Raw genomic sequence first — 18,023 nt, 5'->3', positions numbered from 1 at the left:
TAACCTAGGTAACGACCACGGTTCTGTGGCTACTCGGAGTCACTCACCAGTGCGCTGATGATGCCGACCGCATCCCGCAACGTGGCGAGCTGGGTCTCGTTCAAACCTGCGAGCTGTGCGGTCATCCATGCCTCACGCGCGCTTGCCTCGTCGGCGATCAGAGTCTGCCCTGCGGGCGACAACGACACGATGACCTGACGTCCGTCGGTGGGGTGAGCGGTGCGCACGACCAATCCGAGCTCGGCGAGCGACGCGATGACCCGAGTCATCGACGGTGGCTGGACCCGCTCGCGCGCAGCGAGTGCCCCGGGTGTCATGTCGCCCTCGCGGCTCAGTGTGGCCAAAGCCGACAGCTGAGTCAGCGACACTTGCGAATCGACCCTGCGGCCTCGCAGGTGCCGAGTCAGTCGCACCACGGCGAGCGACAGGTCGCTGGCCAATTCACGGTTGTCCTTAACGCTATTTCCCGACGTCACAGCGCAGAGACTACGCCTAGCTACACCAATCAGCTCAGGTAACCGCGTCGGTGATCGGTCCGAGGGCAAAATAAGCAACGAATAGCAGCGCAACAACCCAAAGCAAGGGATGAACCGACTTTGCCTTACCACGACCGACTGCGAGTACGACCCATGCGATGAAGCCTACGCCGATACCGTTCGCGATCGAGTACGTGAACGGCATCACGAGGATCGTCAGGAATGCGGGGAGCGCGATCTCGAACTTGGTGAAGTCGATGTCGCGGACCTGACCGATCATCAGCGCACCCACGACGACCAGAGCCGGAGCCGCAGCTTCGATCGGCACGATCGCCGTCAACGGCGTCAGGAACATCGCAGCGAGGAACAACACGCCCGTCACGACGTTGGCAAGACCGGTCCGGGCGCCCTCGGCAATTCCCGACGCCGACTCGACGAACACCGTGTTCGACGACGCCGATGCGCCGCCGCCCGCGATCGCGCCGGTGCCCTCGATGACGAGTGCTTTGCCGATTCCGGGCAACGTGCCGTTCTTGTCCACCAACTCGGCTTCCTTGCCGAGGCCGGTCATCGTTCCCATGGCGTCGAAGAAGTTCGCGAGCACGAGGGTGAACACCAGCAGGCTCGCGGCGAGCACACCGATCCGCGTGAACGCACCGAACAGGTTCACGTCACCGACGAGCGCCAGGTCCGGGATCTGGAAGAGCTTCTCCGGCAGGATCGGGACACTGAGGTTCCATCCCTTCGGATCCACGCCGTTCGACGGGCCCACGTCGGTGATTGCCTCGACGATTGCCGCGACCACGGTGGTCCCCACGATGCCGATCAGTAGGCCGCCCCTGACCTTGCGCGCCACGAGTATGCCCATCAGCAAGAGACCGAAGACGAACACCGCCGTCGGCCACGACGCGATCGATCCGTCGATACCGAGCCCGACCGGCACCGTCGTGCCCGCAGCATCGGGAATCCGACGAACGAAGCCCGAATCGACGAGGCCGATGAACGCGATGAACGCGCCGATTCCTGCCGCGATGGCCGCTTTGAGTTCGGCAGGGATCGCGTTGAACACCGCGGTGCGGAAACCCGTCACCGCCAGCAGCACGATGATGATGCCGTCGATGACCACGAGGCCCATCGCCTCGGGCCAGGTCACCTGCGGCGCGATGGTTACCGCGAGCAGCGTGTTGATGCCGAGGCCCGCCGCGATTCCGAACGGGTAGTTGGCCACGATGCCGAACAGGATGCTCATGAAACCGGCGACCAACGCAGTGACCGCCGCGACCTGGGACACGGGAAGGATGTTGCCGAGCACGTCGGTCTTCGCTGCGGCATCGGATGCCGAGAAGCTTCCGAGGATGAGCGGATTGAGGACGACGATGTAGGCCATCGCGACGAACGTGACGACGCCGCCGCGCACTTCGGATCCAACTGTGGATCCTCGTTCGGTGATCTTGAAATAGTTGTCCAGGAGCCGGGACTGGAAAGCCATGGGGGTAACCTACATTCGTGGAGCGCGGTCAGGAAGCCAGCGAGCTCAGCCCGAGGCTGACCGACCCGGCGCCCGCCCTCGCCCTCGGCATCGCTGCGTGGGTTCTTGCGACCGTGGTGGTACTGATCGTCGGCGATCGATGGAGTGCGGCGCTACCGGTCTGCATCGCGGGCATCGGCCTCGGAACCCTCGGTTTCGTGCTGTTTCTCGTGCAACGGGCCGCCGCCAGGCGCGGCAGCAAGACTGCGCAGCGCGGACTCAACTGAGCTGACGCCTCTGCCTTAGTGGCACACGTAAGTGCCCTGGAGGGCACTTAACCGCACCACTGGCGGTAACGGCGATCACCCTGGCCGCGTGTAGTAACCGTCGTCACGACGAAAACCCCGCTGACGTGCGACAACTCACCTCTGGATCGGTTGAGTTACACAGATTTAACGTGGACCATGGGTTATGTCAGTTACACGAAACCTTTGAATATACGAAAGCAAGGCCATGAAGCTCGTTCAGCAGATCCGTACCCGTCGCAACCACGCACGTTCACTCCGCGCCCTCTACGCCCGCGCACATGCAGTCAGCAGCCCGTCGATGCGCGACGAGCTTCTCGTCATTGCGCAGCGCTCCGACTTCGTGCGCTGATCTTTCTCGACGCGTAGATCCACAACAGCCCCCACAGGGCACCGAACACCCAGCCCGCCAGCACGTCCGTCACCCAGTGCGCGCCCAGGTAGATCCGTGAGAATCCGATCACCAGGCTCAGCACTCCAGGTACGGCCAGCACGGCAGGGCGATGCAGCCACGGAGTGGTCGAGCGCAGCATGACTGCGATCGCCACCGTGGCGAGCAGGGCCGACATCATCGCGTGGCCCGATGGAAACGAGTGCGACGAGATCTCGACGAGTCTGTCGGGTAACGGCGGTCGATCCCTACCGAAGATCAACTTCGCGAGGCTCATGGCGCCCCAACCCGTCAACATCGCGCCCCCGACCATGATCGCGTCTGCTCGACGTCCCGACCGCACCAAGGAAACGCAGCCTGCGATGGACCAGATGAACATCGACACCGTGTTTCCGAGCGTCGTGATCACCCAGAACATCGAGGTCACCCACTGGACTCGATGCGCAACCATCCACTGCATCACGTCGTGATCCACGTCAGTGTTCTCCTCGGTCGCCGACGTGAGTGTTCCCGTCCGCAGTGACCCACCACCGGACGTTGTGCTCGCCTGTGACCGCCCCTGCGAGCCGTACGACGAGCTCGCGATGCACGATCACCTGCCCTACAGGCAAATCCAGTCCCAGCGCCGCACAGCCGAGTACTGCACCCGGCTCTCGGTCCCACGAACTCACCCTCCCCACACCCACCACGTCGGCGTCGATCGATTCCGAGGCAGTTCGGACGTCGAGAACCGATGCGAGCGTCGCTGCGCTTGCCATGGAAGACAGCACGGCGAGATCGGTCGGGACCACACTCGCGAACCATGGGCGATCGATCACCACCGCGTCGGCCGGGTCGACGAGCACTCCGGAGATGGCCCGGACCTTCGGCGGCAGATCGAGATCGTCGAGCGCGACACGACGCGACGCAACGGCGTCGGCAACGAGGCTGTGAGCCCGCGCTATCACCGCAGGCGTGGGCGAGTACTGCGGGTCGGCCAGACGATCCAGGATCAAGGACGTGAACCACGCGTTCTCGAGGCGGCCGGGCGCGAGCGCCGCCGCGAGATCGTCCGCGTACGGGTGGTCGAGGACATCGAGCAGACCCTCGAAGGTGCGATCGGACGGCGCGCGGAAGCTCCCCAGACGGTCCCCGTCGACCTGTGCGTGCGTGCGCAGCCACCACGCCGTATAACCCCGTCGATCCTGCAGTGCCGCATGTGTCTTCGGGTCCGTGGCAAGGGTTGTGAGGGCTTCGGACCATTTGCTGTCGTCCACCAGGTCGAGGTCACGGACAGCAACGATCGTCTCGGGATCCTCTTCGGCGGCGTCCCACCACGATTCCTCGTCGTCGAGGTCGTGGTCGGGACCGGTGGGCAGGTCGTCGCTGACGATGCCGAATCCCCACCCCACGCCGACCGCGCGGAGCGAGTCGGCGCCGAATTCGGACACGGTCTCCGCCGCCACGATGCCGAACGGCGAATCGTCCGTCAACAGTGCCGCAAGCGGCGCGTCGGGCATCAGCAATTCGTCCGCAGCACGCAACTGGCCCTCGGAATCGACGAGCGGTAGCGACCCGATCCAGGACGGCACCTCCCGCGCACCCGCGGCGAGACGAAGAACGGATTCCGTCAGTTCCTCGACCGATTCCTCATCGTCCCAGTCGAGATCGTCGAGCAACGCCTCCAGCGCCGGATCAGCCAGCAGATCCTCACGACTCGCTTCTGCAGCGCCCAGCCTCGTCAGCAAAGGGCGCGCGGCGTCGCCGTGAACGAGCCTGGCCCACTGCACTTTCCCTTCGGTTCCGACCTGTTGACCGAGAACCACGGTGCGCGGGCCCGTGACGGTTCGGCCGTCGGCGAGGGGAACTGGAAGCGCGGCAAGCTCTTCCGCGGTCACACCATCGACGACCAGTGGAGACAACGCATCGTAGAGCGATCCCCACCAGCCCGGCTCGCGGTCGACGCCGGTGAGCATCTCGGCGATCCTGGCGAGGCCGAGGCGGTGGACGCCGACCGCTGCGAGCGCGGCCGCATGGCGCGGACCGGATAGGGACGGAGCAACGAGGTCGGGGAAGACCTCGCCGAGCACCTGAGCGAGATCGTCGGTCAATCCTGTGAGTACACTTGCCCGAGTCGGAACCAGATCCTTCCCCGAGCACCCGAGAAGCCATGCAGTGCTCGATGATTCAGCGAGAATTCGATCGCGAAGCACACCGTCGACCGCGCTGCGCGCGAACCCAGGGACGGGTACGAAAGACGGACGAACCCGAGCCGGAAGTGCTGCGAGGAACGCGCCGTAACCGTCGGCGAGGCGCTCGATGTCTGCTCCCGGAAGGATCCGTCGACGGTCGGGCGCCATCGCGATCTCGGCGACGAGAAGTGCAGGCAACGACAGTTCCTCGTCCGATCGAGTCGGCGCACGAAGAACATCGGAGGTCACGGGGCGAGGTGTCCCGTCGACGAGCGGAATCAGCCAGCGAGCGTAGTCGGTGCGGTACTGCCACCACCGGTGTTCACCGACGGCTACCTCCTCGACCCCACCGCCGAGGCTGCGCTCGATCCGTTCCAGGCGCTTGCCCGCGATCTCTATGGAGCCGAGTGCACTCAGTTCGAGCAACAGGTCGACCGCCTCGGCGCGGAAAGCCTGCAACAACGCTTCGCCGTCGTCCTCTCGCAGGCGAAGGACGATCTCCGAGGCGAATCCGGCGGCGGGCAGGTGCGCCGACGGCCATACGAGACGGAGAACCGGGACTCCCACCGGCGGAACCGTCAGGCCCGCGGACTTCATGGCCTCACGAGTCGCCTCGCCGCTGAATTCGACTCCGCCTGCACTGGAACGGAATTCGATCTCCTCGCTGACAGCACGCACGGCGGTGAAGCCGACACCGAACCGCCCGACGCCGCCGGTCTTCTCCGACACCCGCAGTGCCGTCAGCGCGTGGACACCGCCGATATCCAACGGAGCGCCGGTGTTCGCGATGTGAAGATCGTTGCCGGACAGCCACACTCGCAACGAACCGGTAATCCCCGCGCGGGAGGCCGCATCGGCGGCATTCTGCGCGAGCTCGGTCAGCAGACGATCGCGGTATCCGCCTCGGACGAGGTCGTCCTCGGTCGCTGCGTCTTCCCGCAGCCTGGTAGGCGACGATGCCCACGCCGAGAGCGTGGAGGCTCTGAGCGAGGACGTATCGAACGGATCGCTCAAGTCGTCGATTGTGCGTCCTGCAGCGCCGCGTCGCCTTGCGTCTCGGTCACCACGTGCGCCTCGGCCTCGGACTCGGCCACCGTCGCTTCCTGGTCCACCGCCGCTTCCTGGTCCACCGTCGCTTCCTGGTCCACCGTCGCTGCTTCGGGTGCGGGGACCGGCTCTGGGGCCTGCACCGTCACCTCGAGAACAGCGTCGTCGTAGGGCTCGAACTGCGGTGACCCTGCACCCGTCGGCAACTCTGTGTCCGAGTGAGCGCCGCAGCCGTATTCGACGTGAACGACGCGTCCGTCGGCCGCGTACTCGTTTCCGCACACTCCGAACGCCGCTTTCAACGATCCGGCGATGGGCAGGAAGAAGCCACACAGCCCACAGGTCGACGGCGCAGCCTTGGCCATCTCGCTGTCCGGGCCGAAGTCGCCGTCGTGCCAGCGTTCGGCCGCGTCGAGACGACCCTCTCGGCTGGGCACCTGGGTGCGCCCGAGACCGAGTTCGTAGGCGACGTCGTCGACCTCGGGGTCGCCGGTGGCGACATAGCCGGGTACGAGGCGCGGGTCCTGGTGACGCGGCGGAAGTAGGTCTCCCGGGCCCAGGTCACCGGACCGAATGCGTTCGTCCCACGGCAACCAACCGGGTGCGACGAGCGCGTCGGGGCCCGGCAGCAGGACGATTTCGCTGATGGTCGCGACATCCGCACCCTCTGGGGCAGCGACGACCACTGCCCACTGCCAACCGCGGTAGCCCGGCAGCTCGGCGAGGAAACGATGAGTGGCGGCAGTGTGATCTTCCGCCGAGACGCCGAGGTAGTCACCGACACCGCCCTCAGCCGAATCGATCAGCGCCGCACGGGCCAACTCCTTGGCATCGGCTAGGACAGGTCGAATCTGGTCGAGCTCTGGAGAAGATGTGAAACTCACACTGCCATTTTGCCGTATCACTTCGAAAGCGCCCAGTTCGGGCTGCCATGATGGGCGGATGTCGGCCTCGTTTCGAATCCTTACCGGCCTCCTCGCGTCGGCTGCACTGCTTACAGCGTGTTCCTCCCCAGCTCCGGCCACGTCGAACTCTCCTGCGGAGACTCTCACCGCGAATGTGGTTCGGACACTTCCCCACGACCGCGAGGCGTTCACCCAGGGTCTGGAGATATACGACGGGAAGCTGTACGAGAGCACCGGCCGCAATGGTTCATCCTTCGTCACCGTGTCCGATCTCGAGTCCGGTGCCGAGCTTCGCCGGGTGGATCTGTCGGCCGAATACTTCGGGGAAGGGTTCACCGTCGCCGGCGACACTGCGTGGCAAATCACCTGGCGCGACGGCGTCGCATTCGCCCGTGACCCGCAGACCCTTCAGGAAGTGCGCCGCGTTCGGTACGACGGTGAAGGTTGGGGCCTGTGCGAGTCGCCCGAGCACGGCCTCGTCATGAGCGACGGGTCCTCGACACTCACCTTTCGCGACCCGGCGACGTTCGAGGAGACGTCCAGCACGGAGGTGACCGTCGACGGCAAGCCCGTATCGAACCTCAACGAGCTCGAATGCGCGGAGGACGGCTCGGTCTACGCGAACATCTGGCAGACCTTCGACATCGCCCGTATCGACCCGGACACCGGCGCCGTGACCGCGATGATCGACGCCAGGCCGTTGTGGGACGCGATGACAGCTGACGAGAGGGCAGGTGCCGACGTACTCAACGGCATCGCGTCGATCCCTGGCAGCGACCGGTTTCTGGTGACCGGCAAGCTGTGGCCGACGATGTACGAGGTGGAGTTCACACAGTCGAAGTGAGTCGGTGTTCTCCCCCGCCGCCGATGTAGAGCAGAATTGAACTCGTGACCGATTCCCGTGACTCCGACGCCCCCACGGGTGAGGACCATCCAGGGTTCGGCAACTACCCGCCGAGTGAGCATGTGCCTGCCAGGCGCACCCCGTTGCCCCCGTTGCATCCGCCCACAACGCCTATCGCGTCCACCTCTGCATCCGGTTCATCCCCCGAGAAACCTCAGGGTCCCAAGCCACCGCCGATGCCCCGCAAGTTGACGGTCACACGCGTCGCGGCGATGCGAAGCCGTGAACTCACAGGCAAGGGCATAGCGACGTTCCAGCGTGCCGCGAAGGCCGACGGCGCGGACAAGTCCGGCCTCACCGCACTGACTTACGCAACGATGGCCAATTTCGCATCCGACGCGGCCATCGCCGTAGCGCTGGCGAACACGTTGTTCTTCTCTGCCGCCACAGGTGAGGACAAGATGAAGGTCGCGCTGTACCTCGTCATCACCATTGCTCCGTTCGCGCTGATCGCCCCGCTCATCGGACCGATGCTCGATCGCCTTCAGCACGGACGTCGTATCGCCCTGGCGGTCTCGTTCCTGCTGCGTACCGTGCTCGCGGTGGTGCTGGTCTTCAACTTCGACACGTGGCTGCTCTATCCCGCTGCCCTCGGGATGTTGGTGCTCAGCAAGTCGTTTGCCGTACTCAAGAGTGCCGTGACCCCGAGGGTGCTGCCGCCGGAGATAGACCTTGTCCGCGTCAACTCGCGGCTGACCGTCTTCGGGCTGCTCGGCGGGACCATCGTGGCCGGTGGCATCGCAGCAGGCATCGCGTTCGTCGCCGATTCGCCCGGTGCATTGTGGTTCGTCGCAGCTGTCACCGTGTTCGGTGCATGGCTGAGCATGCGCATTCCGTCGTGGGTCGAGGTCACCGAGGGAGAGGTTCCCGCCACACTCAGCTACCACGGCGACGATGCCCAAACCGAGGTCATCAGGCCTGGAGGACCGACTACCGCGCCGGCGAAGTCTCGACGCCAACCTCTCGGCAAAGCCGTCATCATCGGGCTGTGGGGCAACGGAACCATCCGCGTGCTGACCGGGTTCCTGACGCTCTACGTGGCATTCGTCGCGAAAGCGCAGACCGAGCACGAGCCGATCAAGCAGGCCGCCATGCTCGGCCTCGTCGGCGCGGCGGCAGCGATCGGAAATTTCGCAGGCAACGCGTCCGGCGCGCGGTTGAAGCTGGGTAAGCCGGCAATCGTCGTGCTGCGGTGCACATCAGCGGTGACGTTCATCGCCATAGTCGCCGCGATCACCGACAGCTTGCTCACCGCGGCACTCGCCGCTCTCGTCGCGTCCTGCGCGAGCGCGTTGGCCAAGGTGTCGCTCGACGCGTCGCTGCAGTCGGACCTACCGCCCGAATCGATCGCGTCGGGCTTCGGACGATCCGAGACCGTCCTCCAGCTCTGCTGGGTCCTCGGCGGCACGATGGGTGTGCTGCTGCCGACGGAGTTCTGGATCGGTTTCACGGCCGTGTCGGTAGTGCTTACTATCGGTCTCGCACAAACCTTCCTGACCTACCGCGGTCGGTCACTGCTCCCAGGGTTCGGCGGCAACCGCCCCGATCACGCAGACCAGGAAGTTCCCGACTCCCGAACTCGACAGAACGTGAGCTAAGTGAACCTCGCACCGAAGACCAAGAAGATACTGGCCATCGGAACCGCCGGCCTCGTCGTGCTGGCGGTGGCGTTCGTCGCCGTTCTCGCCGTGCTGATCCAGAACGCTCCGACGCACCGGCCCACGATCACCGCGTTCGCCGACGGCAGGAGCGTCACGGTCGAGCCGTACTTGTACTGTCCCGTCGACGCGCCGCTGTGCGAGAACGACGGCACCAGCTCCAGCGTTCCGGTCCGCAAGGGATATCCGCTGCAGCTCTCCCTCCCGACGGAGATCACGTCGGCGCCGTGGATCGTCGCCGCCGTGTATTCGAACGACGGCGGCGACGCCGTGGAGACGGACACGCTGTACCTACCCGACGAAAAGCTGGGCCTGACGGTCGAGCCTGTCGACGCCGAAGGACGTGCGCTCCTCGGCGTCGAGATCCGGCTTCCGTCGGGAGTGATCGACGCCGGCACTCAGCAGGAAGAGATCATCAGCCACGCGATCTGGTCGATCGCCACGAGTCAGCGTCAGGGGAGCTAGCTGTCGAGCTCGCGAGCCACGGCGCGGACGACCTCGGAGATCTTCTGCGCCGTCTTGCGATCCGGGTACTTGCCCTTGCGCAGCTCCGGCTGGATGGTCGCCTCGAGCAGCGTGATCATGTCCTCGACCATGCCGTGCAGCTCATCTGGGGTGTGCTTGCGCTCGACGGGCTCGCGGCGGTTCGCGGTGTTCTGACGCACGGTGGGAGCAGGTTCGATCACCTTGAGGCTCAGCGCCTGCGGCCCACGCCGTCCTGCAGCCATGCCGAATTCGACGCGCTGGCCCGCCTTGAGGCCTTCGACACCCGCGGGGAGTGCAGACGAACGCACATAGACGTCCTCACCCTCCTCCTGCGCGAGAAAGCCGAATCCCTTGTCGACGTCGTACCACTTCACCTTGCCGGTAGGCACTGCGCTCACCCGTCCATTTGTCTCGTTTGGTCTTGCTGGCACAAAATTTCGCGCCCCGCACAACTCGGCAGGACGCGAATACGACAGTCTACCGCGCGGGAGAGGTCCGAAGCACCTCGGTTTTCGGCGCGACTACCGTTGACGTCGTGACCGATCGACGACACCGGACCAATTCCTTCCTTCTGCGTAGTGCGCTGACGCTGTTCGGGGCAGGCATCCTCGCCATCGCGGCAATTTTTCTCGTTCCTGCCGTCGGTGGAAACGAGCCACCCCTGTGGCTGTATCTGACGGCGATGATTGCCGCTCCCCTCGGGTTCGTCCTGGCACTAGTGTTTGCGTTGATATCCGGTCGACGAGCGCGGTAGGAAGTAAGGAAGCGACGATGAGACTGATCCTGAACGTCATCTGGTTGATCTTCGGCGGCCTGTGGCTCGCCTTGGGCTATTTCGCCGCCGGCATCATCTGTTGCATTCTCATCGTCACCATCCCCTTCGGCATCGCTTCGTTCCGCATCGGCGTCTACGCGCTGTGGCCGTTCGGGAAAACCGTCGTCGAGCGGCCCACCTCAGGTGTGGCCTCGGTCGTCGGAAACGTCATCTGGTTGATCGTTGCCGGAGTGTGGCTCGCGATCGGGCACATCGCTACCGCGATCGCGATGGCGATCACCATCATCGGCATCCCTCTTGCAGTCGCCAACCTCAAGATGATCCCGATCTCGCTCATGCCGCTCGGCAAGGACATCGTCGACGCCTGACGGCAGGGCACCATCGGCATTGTGGAACGACACGGGAACCTTTCTGTACGGCCGGAACATCCAACTACCGGTGGAGGTAAATTCCTTCCCGGCCGGGGCACCTCGATGCTCGGCCGATGCGAGAAGGGTGGATGGACTGTGTACGGATGCTCTGTGACGGCGTTATGCCGAGGATGCATGCTCGGCTCTCGCCACGAGGTTCGACGGTGATGGCTGCGCGCGATTGGGTACTCGCGATCGATTTCGGCACCTCGAACACCGCTGCAGCGCACACGAGCCCGATCAGCGGTGCGGTGGAGGCGCTGACCCTCTCGCACAATCGCACGACGATGTCGTCGTCGGTGTTCGTCGAATCGCCGGACCGCATTGCGGTCGGCGACGTGGCCACCGACCGGGCCGAGTCGAACCCTGCCGCATTCATTCCGGCCCCGAAACGCGCGATCGGACAGGGGGTGGTGACGGTCAACGGGTACACCATCCCCGCGGCCGTGCCCGTGGCCGCTGTCCTCGCTTCGGTGATCGCACGTGCCACGGCTGCCCACGGCGGTGCCGCGCCGTCGAAGTTGGTTCTCACGCACCCCGAAGCGTGGTCGAGACGCGAGATCCAGGTGTTGCGCGACGCCGCGACCCAGCTCGGTCACGATCCGTCGCGGGTGACCACGGTGTCCGAACCGCGTGCAGCCGCGCACTATTACACCCGCGCGCACACGGTGACGCCGGGAACGAAGATCGCCGTCTTCGACTTCGGCGGAGGCACCCTCGACGTCGCGGTGCTCGAAGCGAACAGTCGTGGCAGCTTCGACGTCGTCGCCGCCCGAGGTGACAACGGACTGGGCGGAAAGAATCTGGACGCGCACATGCGCCGCTGGGTGGATCAACAACTCGATGTCCGCGACCCCGACCTGCTGGACTTTCTGCGCACTCGGGCCCCTCTGGACGCGCGGTACGCCCTCGACGACTCGATCCGCCGAGCGAAGGAACTCCTGTCGGAGGCACCGTCTGCGACGATCGCAGTCACCGGTGATGGACGCACCGAACGTTTCCAGATCACCCGGGACGAGTTCGAGGAGCTGATCTCGCCGGTTCTGGACAAGGCAGTCGAGTTGGCCAGGTCGACGCTGCTCGACGCCCGCATCACCGATCCAGGCCAACTCGAAGCCCTGTACCTCACCGGCGGATCGTCGAGGATCCCGGCAGTACACGAACGCCTGCGGCCCCTCGGACCGATCGCAACGCTGGACGATCCGAAAACTGTTGTGGCGCAGGGAGCATTGGCTGCAGCCGCACCAATCGCCCACAGCCCGCAGGGCCCGACCAACAGCCCGCAGGGCCCGACCAACAGCCCGACACACACTCCTGGACCACAGCCGACACGGCCGGGTCCAGCGGTGCCGAACCCGCCTACCAGGGCAGTCGCCGAGTGGCCGAGTCCGCCGACCGGAACACCTGCGCACCCCGACCCCACTACGGGTGGGAACAAGAAGTTGGTGATGGCGGGTGTCGCAGTCGCGGTCGTGGCGATCGCAGCCTTGGCAGGATTCTTCGTTCTAGATCGAGGCAGCGATTCGGACGCCCCGACTGCAGGGGGGCCGCGCTCGAGTGTGGCGGAGGGCGTCGATCCGGCTGCAGCGTCGGGAGGCGGAGATGCCGGCGAAACACCGCCGACGACGAAAGAGGCTGTCCTCTCGGGTCTTCCGCCTGCGTTGCGCTCGGAGCTCTCGGAGTGCAAACAGATCGGAGAGACCGACAACGCCGGTGCGGCGCTGCAATGCCAGATCGCGGCGGACAGCTCGTTGACGAGCGGGATAGTCGAAGAGAACAGTGGGGCGTCGTACATCACGGTCTCGGTGGACGTCCGTGAGGCGAAGAAGCAGGTCCTGCGGCTCCGGCAGGGCATTCAGAACGACACCGCGGCCGCCGACAATCAGATCGTGGAGAACGTCGCTCGCACTGCCGCGGCACACCTGTCCGCTGCAGAGATCACCGGCGCTTACTCCATCGCTTACGCGAACGGCGCGACCGGTGTGATGGTGGGCTACTACGACGCGGTAGGAGCCGACGGCGCGAAGACCTTCCTCAGCCGCGCAGGACTGATCAACTAGTAATCCGAAGATTCTCGGCGACAACGTTCACGAGCTGCAGGACTCGCGCTGTCTGTGCGGCTATTTCGCCCAGCAGGCGGCGGCACGTCCAGAGTTCGGATACGGGAAGCCGGAATAATCCAATGGACCTTCTAATGGACTCCACTACCGCACGAAACGCGACGTCACTCGACGCTCAGAGGCCGCTCACCACCGTCCGGTATGACGATTGGTCAAAATGCACACTCTGACGCACACGGGTCGACTCAGCCGGTTACGCGGGAAATTGCCAATCTGACGAGTTCTCGCCTACTTTGCGGCGCATCGTCGACGTTGTCGGCCAGGTCGTTTAGGGTCACCACCTGGTCGAAACCACCAGATCGACCCAATGTCGTCGTCGGACTTGAGGCACACTTCCCATGTGACGATCTACGACGAGCTGGGATTCCGCGACGCTATTGAGAAGGAACTCAAGTCGAAATCGGGCCTTCTGCCACCCGCCCCAGATCTGTTTTTCTGGAGCGACGGTCAATTGACGATGTCGAACGCCTGCTTGGAGCAGAAATACGGTCATCGAGGTCACGCGGAAGCCGCGCCGACGTCATATTTGCCGACAAGGTTGGTAGAGGAACTCGCCCCTTAAGCGTGATGACGTTGTCCGACAGGGTCCTATACCGAGCGTTGGTCACTCGGATCAGTGGCAGGCTTCCCCAGCATCTTCTAGAACGAGAGACGTTCGGCGAGTTCGAGGCGGCTCCGAACGCGGTCGACCGCTCCGGCTATGTCGTGGTCCTCGATGTTTCGGCCTACTACGTCTACGTCGACCACGACCTCCTGGCGCAGGAACTGATCGCCCAAACGGGGGACGGTTCTGCAATCGATGTCCTCGTCGATTTTCTTGGGAACGTGATGGGCCGACGTGTGGGTCTGCCCCAGGTGAGTCCAGTATCTGACGTCCTGGGAGATACACACTTGGATGTGGTACGTCGCACACTCGTGCGCCGTGGGTACCAAGTGACGCGCTACGCCGATGACTTTCGGATATTGACGTCGACTCTTGGTGATGCCCGAGCCGCATTGGAAGAATGTGCTGCGGAGCTGTACAGGCTCGGTCTTGTCCTCAATGAGGATAAGACGCGCATTCTCACGAGTGAGAACTACGCACTATGGGCTGCGCGCTTTCGCGACGCAGAACGCCAGATGTTCCTTGGGGACGACCCAGACACTCCTGCGGACGGTGATGCGATCGCGCAATTCTTCAGCTCGACAAGTATCTACGGCAGTGCTGACACCCCCTACACGAAGAGATTTCAGACACCGACGAAGAGGACACCGTGTCGGACGCCGAGGAGTCCCTTCTTCTACACCCGCCGGACAGCCGAGCAGAAGACAAAGCTCTTGAGCACCCGACGGCCGGTACAGATAGCGAACCGAGCGAACTGAGCGAAGGAGTTACCCGAGCCGCTCGACGCGCCTGGGGTCTGTGGGCATCCGGTGAGACGGACACCCGTTATGACGCAGCCACCAAACGAAAACTCGCTTCCCGTGCCCTTCGGGTTCTCGGCCGAGCGGACGACAACTCGCCGCTTACGTCATTGGATCGCCTCTTGAGCCAGGAACCTGGATTGACCCCCGACTTTGTCGCTTACCTAACGTCCATCCCCAGAGGGGATACGAGGATCCAGGCGCGGACTGCGCTCAATGAGCTCCTCGAGAACAAGCACCTATTGAGCACATGGCAGAAAGTTTGGATCGCCGACGCAGTCGGAAGGGTACGTCCCACGACACTGGTGCGTGACGGCAGCTCTTTAGGCAAGAACCACTACACCAGATGGCTTCACGAATGCCTGAACGCGGACAACGACGCTCTCGCCGCGACAGCCGCACACAGTCTCGGTCGACTTCACGCTGGTGATGCAACCGAACTTGCAGCCGTAGTCGGAAAGGTGACAGATCAGTGGAGGCCGCTGGCGCTGCTGGGGCTTGCCCGTGTCGACGAACCAAAGGCGTTGGACTGCGCAGGCGGCGCTCTGGACCGTCTGATGCTAGGGCCCTCATGATCCCACCCTCGGTAGTAAGTCAGGCAGCGGAAGATTCCTGCCGACTCATCAACCAGACCCTGGCGACCCATGAGATATCTGCGAGCGCCTTGGCGTCGTCGCGTATTGCACCGCGCATCAGAGGCGGATTCGACGGTGAACAGGTACAGCGCCAGGCCACGTTGCTACGCCTGGTCTCGATCGCGGAAGCGTTCGTCACGGAAACACTCCGAGCAATAGCAGAACCATGGGCGGTAGGTAACGAGTCGCAAGTCCAAGTCGCGTGGACAGCTCAACTGGACAAAGAACTGTCGGGCTGGGCCGACTTCCCGAATACGTACCAAAAACGTCTTACCGTTAAAGCCGGTGACGCCGAGTGGAACCGGATGCACGGTTACACAGACGCTCGAAACACCATCGCTCATGGCCTGGGAAAACTCACTCCGCGACAGCGTAATCAAGGCACTCTCAACAAGTTGGCAGCAGTCGGCATTACTCCAACCGTCGACGATCGTATCGAGGTAGACGAGCATGTTGTAGTGGCCACCGCGGTGGCATGCCGACAATTCATCGAACATCTAGATCTGACCGTGACACGAATTTACAGGAACACCCATTGATGCACCCGACCTGCACAGACTCGCGGTTGATACCTGAGCAAGCCCAACCAATGGCCCTGGCCAGACAGTGCACTCCACTTCTGAACACAGAATTTCAGAAGACGAGCGCGCCCAAGGTTAAATCCCCAGCAAACCGCGCCAGCGACTTCTAAAAGTGACATTTGGGGTACGCGAGGGTGTCGACGGCCGAGCAGAGTGTCGGCGCGCAGAGAGACGCGCTGAGCGCTGCGGGATGTTCGCGGGTGTGGGTGGAGACCGCGAGCGGTGCGACCACGTCGCGGCCTGAGTTGTCCCACCTGTTCTCGCACCTTCGGCGCGGCGAGACATTAGTGGTGCGGCGGCTCGACAGATTGGGGGCGGTCCCTCCCCCATCTACTGCAGACTGTCGAGGATACCGAAGCCGGCGGTATCGGGTTTCGGACGTTGTCGGAGTCGGTCGACACAACGACGTCGGGCGGCAAGCTGATCTACGGTAACGCCGCACAGCTGGTGCCGTGGGTCGTGACGCGGCGGCGGTGTCGTTCCGCGAGTTGGCGTGGCCGATCCGTCGTCGGAAGTCGGCCGCCCGCCAAGGTCACGTCCGTCACGAGCGTCGACGCATTCTCGACGATCTTGCACTGGCGGATGGGAAGGGTGTGCAGGTGCCGCCGAACATCTCCGGTGTAGACAGCTAGGCGTTGATGCAGATCGCGGCCGACCAAGGTATCGAGGGCATCTTATGTGCCGCACTTGTAACTGTCCGTTGTTCGTCGAGACTAGCTGAAGTTTAAACGCGCCGAGGAACGTCTAGCGGTTCGCCAGGGGGGCTGCGCAGAAGGCCGTGCGAACATCCAAGGCGCAGATGACGGTCAGCCGCCTTCGGAGTGCCACCAGGCGAGCACCCTCGTCCCAATCAAGGTCAACCACCTCGAAGGTTCGCCCGCAGGTGCGTCCGTCTCGAACCACACTCGTCCAGGCTGGCGCCCAGCCTGTAACCAAGTACCATCGGGTTGCCTTGCAGCACGGATTATTTCGATGGCTTCGCTCATACGCGAGTCGGGCTTTATGCCGTCGAATAGCGCGGCCTCGCGGAAATAATCCGCCGCGTTGAGAGCGCTGTAGGTCCAACGGAAGGGATAGGCGAACCGATCGACCCACGGGCCAACCGATTCCCCGGTCGAGAGGGAACGCCAAAGATTTCGCTGCAGGAGATATTCCGAACCCGCATGCCGCGCTTCGCGGGTGGCGTCGGTTCCACCGGTCGCGGCCTCGTAGGCGAGCAGTCCCTTAAGTGAATTCAGCGTCGAATGGAACGACGAACGCGTGGAGCCCTCCACCCACTCACAGTTCCAGCCTCCGTCGGGTAGTCGATGCTCGAGGAACCAGCCGATGAGTCCGGTGATGTCAGCGCCGAGCCACGCACCGTTGGCGACGGTCCAGGCGTTGATGCAGCAGTCGACCTCGCCGCTCCAGTAGGGCAAGTTCTCGTATTCCCAGCGGCTGTTCTCAGCGAGCAACTCGGCGGTGCGACGCTCGCGCAGGATCGCAGGATCAAGGCCCCATTCCCGCAGCGAATTGAGCGTCCACGTTGTTGCCGTCCACGGCATGCCTTCACCTTCGGCCTCGGGGCAATCGAAATCGTAATCCACCGGGAAGAACGCGCCACCTGCCCATTGTCCGTCCGAATCCTGTTGTGCGAGAACATCCATACCCCAGCCTTCGCTGGCCACACGTGCACGTGTGGCTTCCCAGACGACTGCAGGTTCGCGCAGAACGTCGCGTTCGACCTGCCAACGCAATGCCGGATCGGAGTCCAATAACCACGCAATCGGGACCTCGGGTGTCATGGCAGCGGATTCTAAGCGAGACCTACGACGATTCCGTCTCCTCACCGAGTGTTCCGATGCACCGTGTGGTCTAGATAAGGTCCTCGGCGTTCGCGGAGACTGGCATCGTCGCTTCGGTGGGCAGCCGACAACGGTTATGAGATCAGCGATCGCGGCTGAATTCCGGCGGCGATCGTCGAGGCGTTCGAAGCGGCCCACTGGGGTGAGACGCCCGATCTTGGCGGTGGGCCTGTGGGCGTGTGCTCGATGTCGGTGATCCACTTTCCGGCACCCTTGGGCAGCGTCTTGCGAGTCAGGAATTTGGTGAGGTCCGTGGAGTGTTCGGATTCGCATGATGTCGAGTATTACGGGTGCCACCGACAGGTTCGGCTCTGCTGCAACGGTTCTGCTCTACCCTCAATGAATTTCGGTGCGGCGCTCGGCGTTCAGTTTGGGGAACGCGTGCAGGGTGGCCGGCCAGCAGCCAGGCGGATGCAGGGCGGCGGCCGATCTGGTCGGCGCAG

The 18,023-nt window shown here is 63.9% G+C and carries 21 protein-coding genes; 14 read left to right on the top strand and 7 right to left on the bottom strand.

What is annotated here, in order from left to right; all coding sequences use genetic code 11:
• Positions 1–29: 29 nt before the first annotated feature.
• Together D8W71_RS09885 and D8W71_RS09880 are read right to left on the bottom strand one after the other, a co-directional pair.
• Complete coding sequence (locus D8W71_RS09885; protein ID WP_121113081.1) at positions 30–476, bottom strand: MarR family winged helix-turn-helix transcriptional regulator; 447 nt, start codon at positions 474–476, stop codon at positions 30–32.
• A 34-nt stretch (positions 477–510) separates the two neighbouring features.
• Positions 511–1,965 (bottom strand): NCS2 family permease, encoded by a 1,455-nt coding sequence (locus tag D8W71_RS09880; RefSeq protein ID WP_121113079.1) that lies wholly within the window; start codon positions 1,963–1,965, stop codon positions 511–513.
• A 17-nt stretch (positions 1,966–1,982) separates the two neighbouring features.
• Between D8W71_RS09880 and D8W71_RS09875 the strand changes: the two genes are divergently transcribed.
• Both D8W71_RS09875 and D8W71_RS27330 read left to right on the top strand, forming a co-directional pair.
• Positions 1,983–2,231, top strand: a complete 249-nt coding sequence (locus D8W71_RS09875) for a DUF2530 domain-containing protein (RefSeq protein WP_121113077.1) — start codon at positions 1,983–1,985, stop codon at positions 2,229–2,231.
• A gap of 226 nt (positions 2,232–2,457) precedes the next feature.
• Positions 2,458–2,601, top strand: a complete 144-nt coding sequence (locus D8W71_RS27330; protein WP_153275357.1) for a hypothetical protein — start codon at positions 2,458–2,460, stop codon at positions 2,599–2,601.
• On the opposite strand, the gene D8W71_RS09870 is transcribed toward D8W71_RS27330, so the two are convergent.
• Genes D8W71_RS09870 through D8W71_RS09860 form a run of 3 tightly spaced genes read right to left on the bottom strand, consistent with a single transcriptional unit; the run spans position 2,570 to position 6,763 of the window.
• Positions 2,570–3,115: a phosphatase PAP2 family protein gene (locus tag D8W71_RS09870; RefSeq protein WP_121113075.1), complete on the bottom strand. Its 546-nt coding sequence runs from the start codon at positions 3,113–3,115 to the stop codon at positions 2,570–2,572. The genes D8W71_RS27330 and D8W71_RS09870 overlap by 32 nt on opposite strands.
• Before the next feature lies 1 nt (position 3,116).
• Positions 3,117–5,825, bottom strand: a complete 2,709-nt coding sequence (locus D8W71_RS09865; RefSeq protein WP_121113073.1) for a sacsin N-terminal ATP-binding-like domain-containing protein — start codon at positions 5,823–5,825, stop codon at positions 3,117–3,119.
• Positions 5,822–6,763: a DUF3027 domain-containing protein gene (locus D8W71_RS09860; RefSeq protein ID WP_121113071.1), complete on the bottom strand. Its 942-nt coding sequence runs from the start codon at positions 6,761–6,763 to the stop codon at positions 5,822–5,824. Before D8W71_RS09860 ends, D8W71_RS09865 begins: the two co-directional genes overlap by 4 nt.
• A gap of 37 nt (positions 6,764–6,800) precedes the next feature.
• Here D8W71_RS09860 and D8W71_RS09855 point away from each other — a divergent pair, with 37 nt between their 5' ends.
• The 3 genes from D8W71_RS09855 to D8W71_RS09845 are packed head-to-tail and all read left to right on the top strand — an operon-like array spanning position 6,801 to position 9,790.
• A complete protein-coding gene (locus D8W71_RS09855; RefSeq protein WP_121113069.1) occupies positions 6,801–7,607 on the top strand; it encodes a glutaminyl-peptide cyclotransferase in 807 nt (268 codons plus the stop codon).
• 44 nt (positions 7,608–7,651) lie between these two features.
• A complete protein-coding gene (locus D8W71_RS09850) occupies positions 7,652–9,265 on the top strand; it encodes an MFS transporter (RefSeq protein WP_236077820.1) in 1,614 nt (537 codons plus the stop codon).
• The gene (locus tag D8W71_RS09845; protein WP_121113068.1) at positions 9,266–9,790 is read left to right on the top strand and encodes a DUF2771 family protein; all 525 of its coding nucleotides are present in this window, start codon (positions 9,266–9,268) and stop codon (positions 9,788–9,790) included.
• Here the strand turns inward: D8W71_RS09845 and D8W71_RS09840 are convergent.
• Positions 9,787–10,200 carry a cold-shock protein gene (locus D8W71_RS09840; RefSeq protein WP_201265374.1) on the bottom strand — a complete coding sequence of 138 codons (414 nt, stop codon included), beginning with the start codon at positions 10,198–10,200 and terminating at the stop codon, positions 9,787–9,789. The genes D8W71_RS09845 and D8W71_RS09840 overlap by 4 nt on opposite strands.
• A 146-nt stretch (positions 10,201–10,346) precedes the next feature.
• On the opposite strand from D8W71_RS09840, the gene D8W71_RS09835 reads away from it, so the two are divergent.
• The 9 genes from D8W71_RS09835 (at position 10,347) to D8W71_RS27930 (ending at position 16,368) form a co-directional block, all read left to right on the top strand.
• Positions 10,347–10,565 (top strand): hypothetical protein, encoded by a 219-nt coding sequence (locus tag D8W71_RS09835; RefSeq protein WP_121113064.1) that lies wholly within the window; start codon positions 10,347–10,349, stop codon positions 10,563–10,565.
• 17 nt (positions 10,566–10,582) lie between these two features.
• A complete protein-coding gene (locus D8W71_RS09830) occupies positions 10,583–10,954 on the top strand; it encodes a YccF domain-containing protein (protein WP_121113062.1) in 372 nt (123 codons plus the stop codon).
• A 209-nt stretch (positions 10,955–11,163) separates the two neighbouring features.
• Positions 11,164–13,056, top strand: coding sequence for an Hsp70 family protein (locus D8W71_RS09825; RefSeq protein WP_161965435.1), 1,893 nt, complete (start codon positions 11,164–11,166; stop codon positions 13,054–13,056).
• A gap of 400 nt (positions 13,057–13,456) precedes the next feature.
• The gene (locus D8W71_RS09820; RefSeq protein WP_153275356.1) at positions 13,457–13,678 is read left to right on the top strand and encodes a hypothetical protein; all 222 of its coding nucleotides are present in this window, start codon (positions 13,457–13,459) and stop codon (positions 13,676–13,678) included.
• A 5-nt stretch (positions 13,679–13,683) separates the two neighbouring features.
• The gene (locus tag D8W71_RS28400) at positions 13,684–14,478 is read left to right on the top strand and encodes an RNA-directed DNA polymerase (RefSeq protein ID WP_153275355.1); all 795 of its coding nucleotides are present in this window, start codon (positions 13,684–13,686) and stop codon (positions 14,476–14,478) included.
• A 182-nt stretch (positions 14,479–14,660) separates the two neighbouring features.
• Positions 14,661–15,095, top strand: a complete 435-nt coding sequence (locus D8W71_RS09810) for a hypothetical protein (RefSeq protein ID WP_153275354.1) — start codon at positions 14,661–14,663, stop codon at positions 15,093–15,095.
• Positions 15,092–15,694 (top strand): hypothetical protein, encoded by a 603-nt coding sequence (locus D8W71_RS09805; RefSeq protein WP_121113052.1) that lies wholly within the window; start codon positions 15,092–15,094, stop codon positions 15,692–15,694. The genes D8W71_RS09810 and D8W71_RS09805 overlap by 4 nt, the downstream gene beginning before the upstream one ends.
• A 176-nt stretch (positions 15,695–15,870) precedes the next feature.
• Positions 15,871–16,170, top strand: coding sequence for a recombinase family protein (locus D8W71_RS27935; RefSeq protein WP_328588820.1), 300 nt, complete (start codon positions 15,871–15,873; stop codon positions 16,168–16,170).
• 18 nt (positions 16,171–16,188) lie between these two features.
• Complete coding sequence (locus D8W71_RS27930) at positions 16,189–16,368, top strand: hypothetical protein (RefSeq protein WP_236078178.1); 180 nt, start codon at positions 16,189–16,191, stop codon at positions 16,366–16,368.
• Between the two features lie 174 nt (positions 16,369–16,542).
• Here D8W71_RS27930 and D8W71_RS09795 read toward each other — a convergent pair whose 3' ends face one another.
• Entirely contained in the window at positions 16,543–17,520 is a 978-nt protein-coding gene (locus tag D8W71_RS09795; protein WP_121113050.1) for a squalene cyclase, read from the bottom strand.
• Positions 17,521–18,023: the final 503 nt, after the last annotated feature.

The organism is Rhodococcus sp. P1Y, assembly GCF_003641205.1.
Lineage (GTDB): Bacteria > Actinomycetota > Actinomycetes > Mycobacteriales > Mycobacteriaceae > Rhodococcoides.
This window is presented reverse-complemented; position numbering and strand designations above follow the sequence as displayed.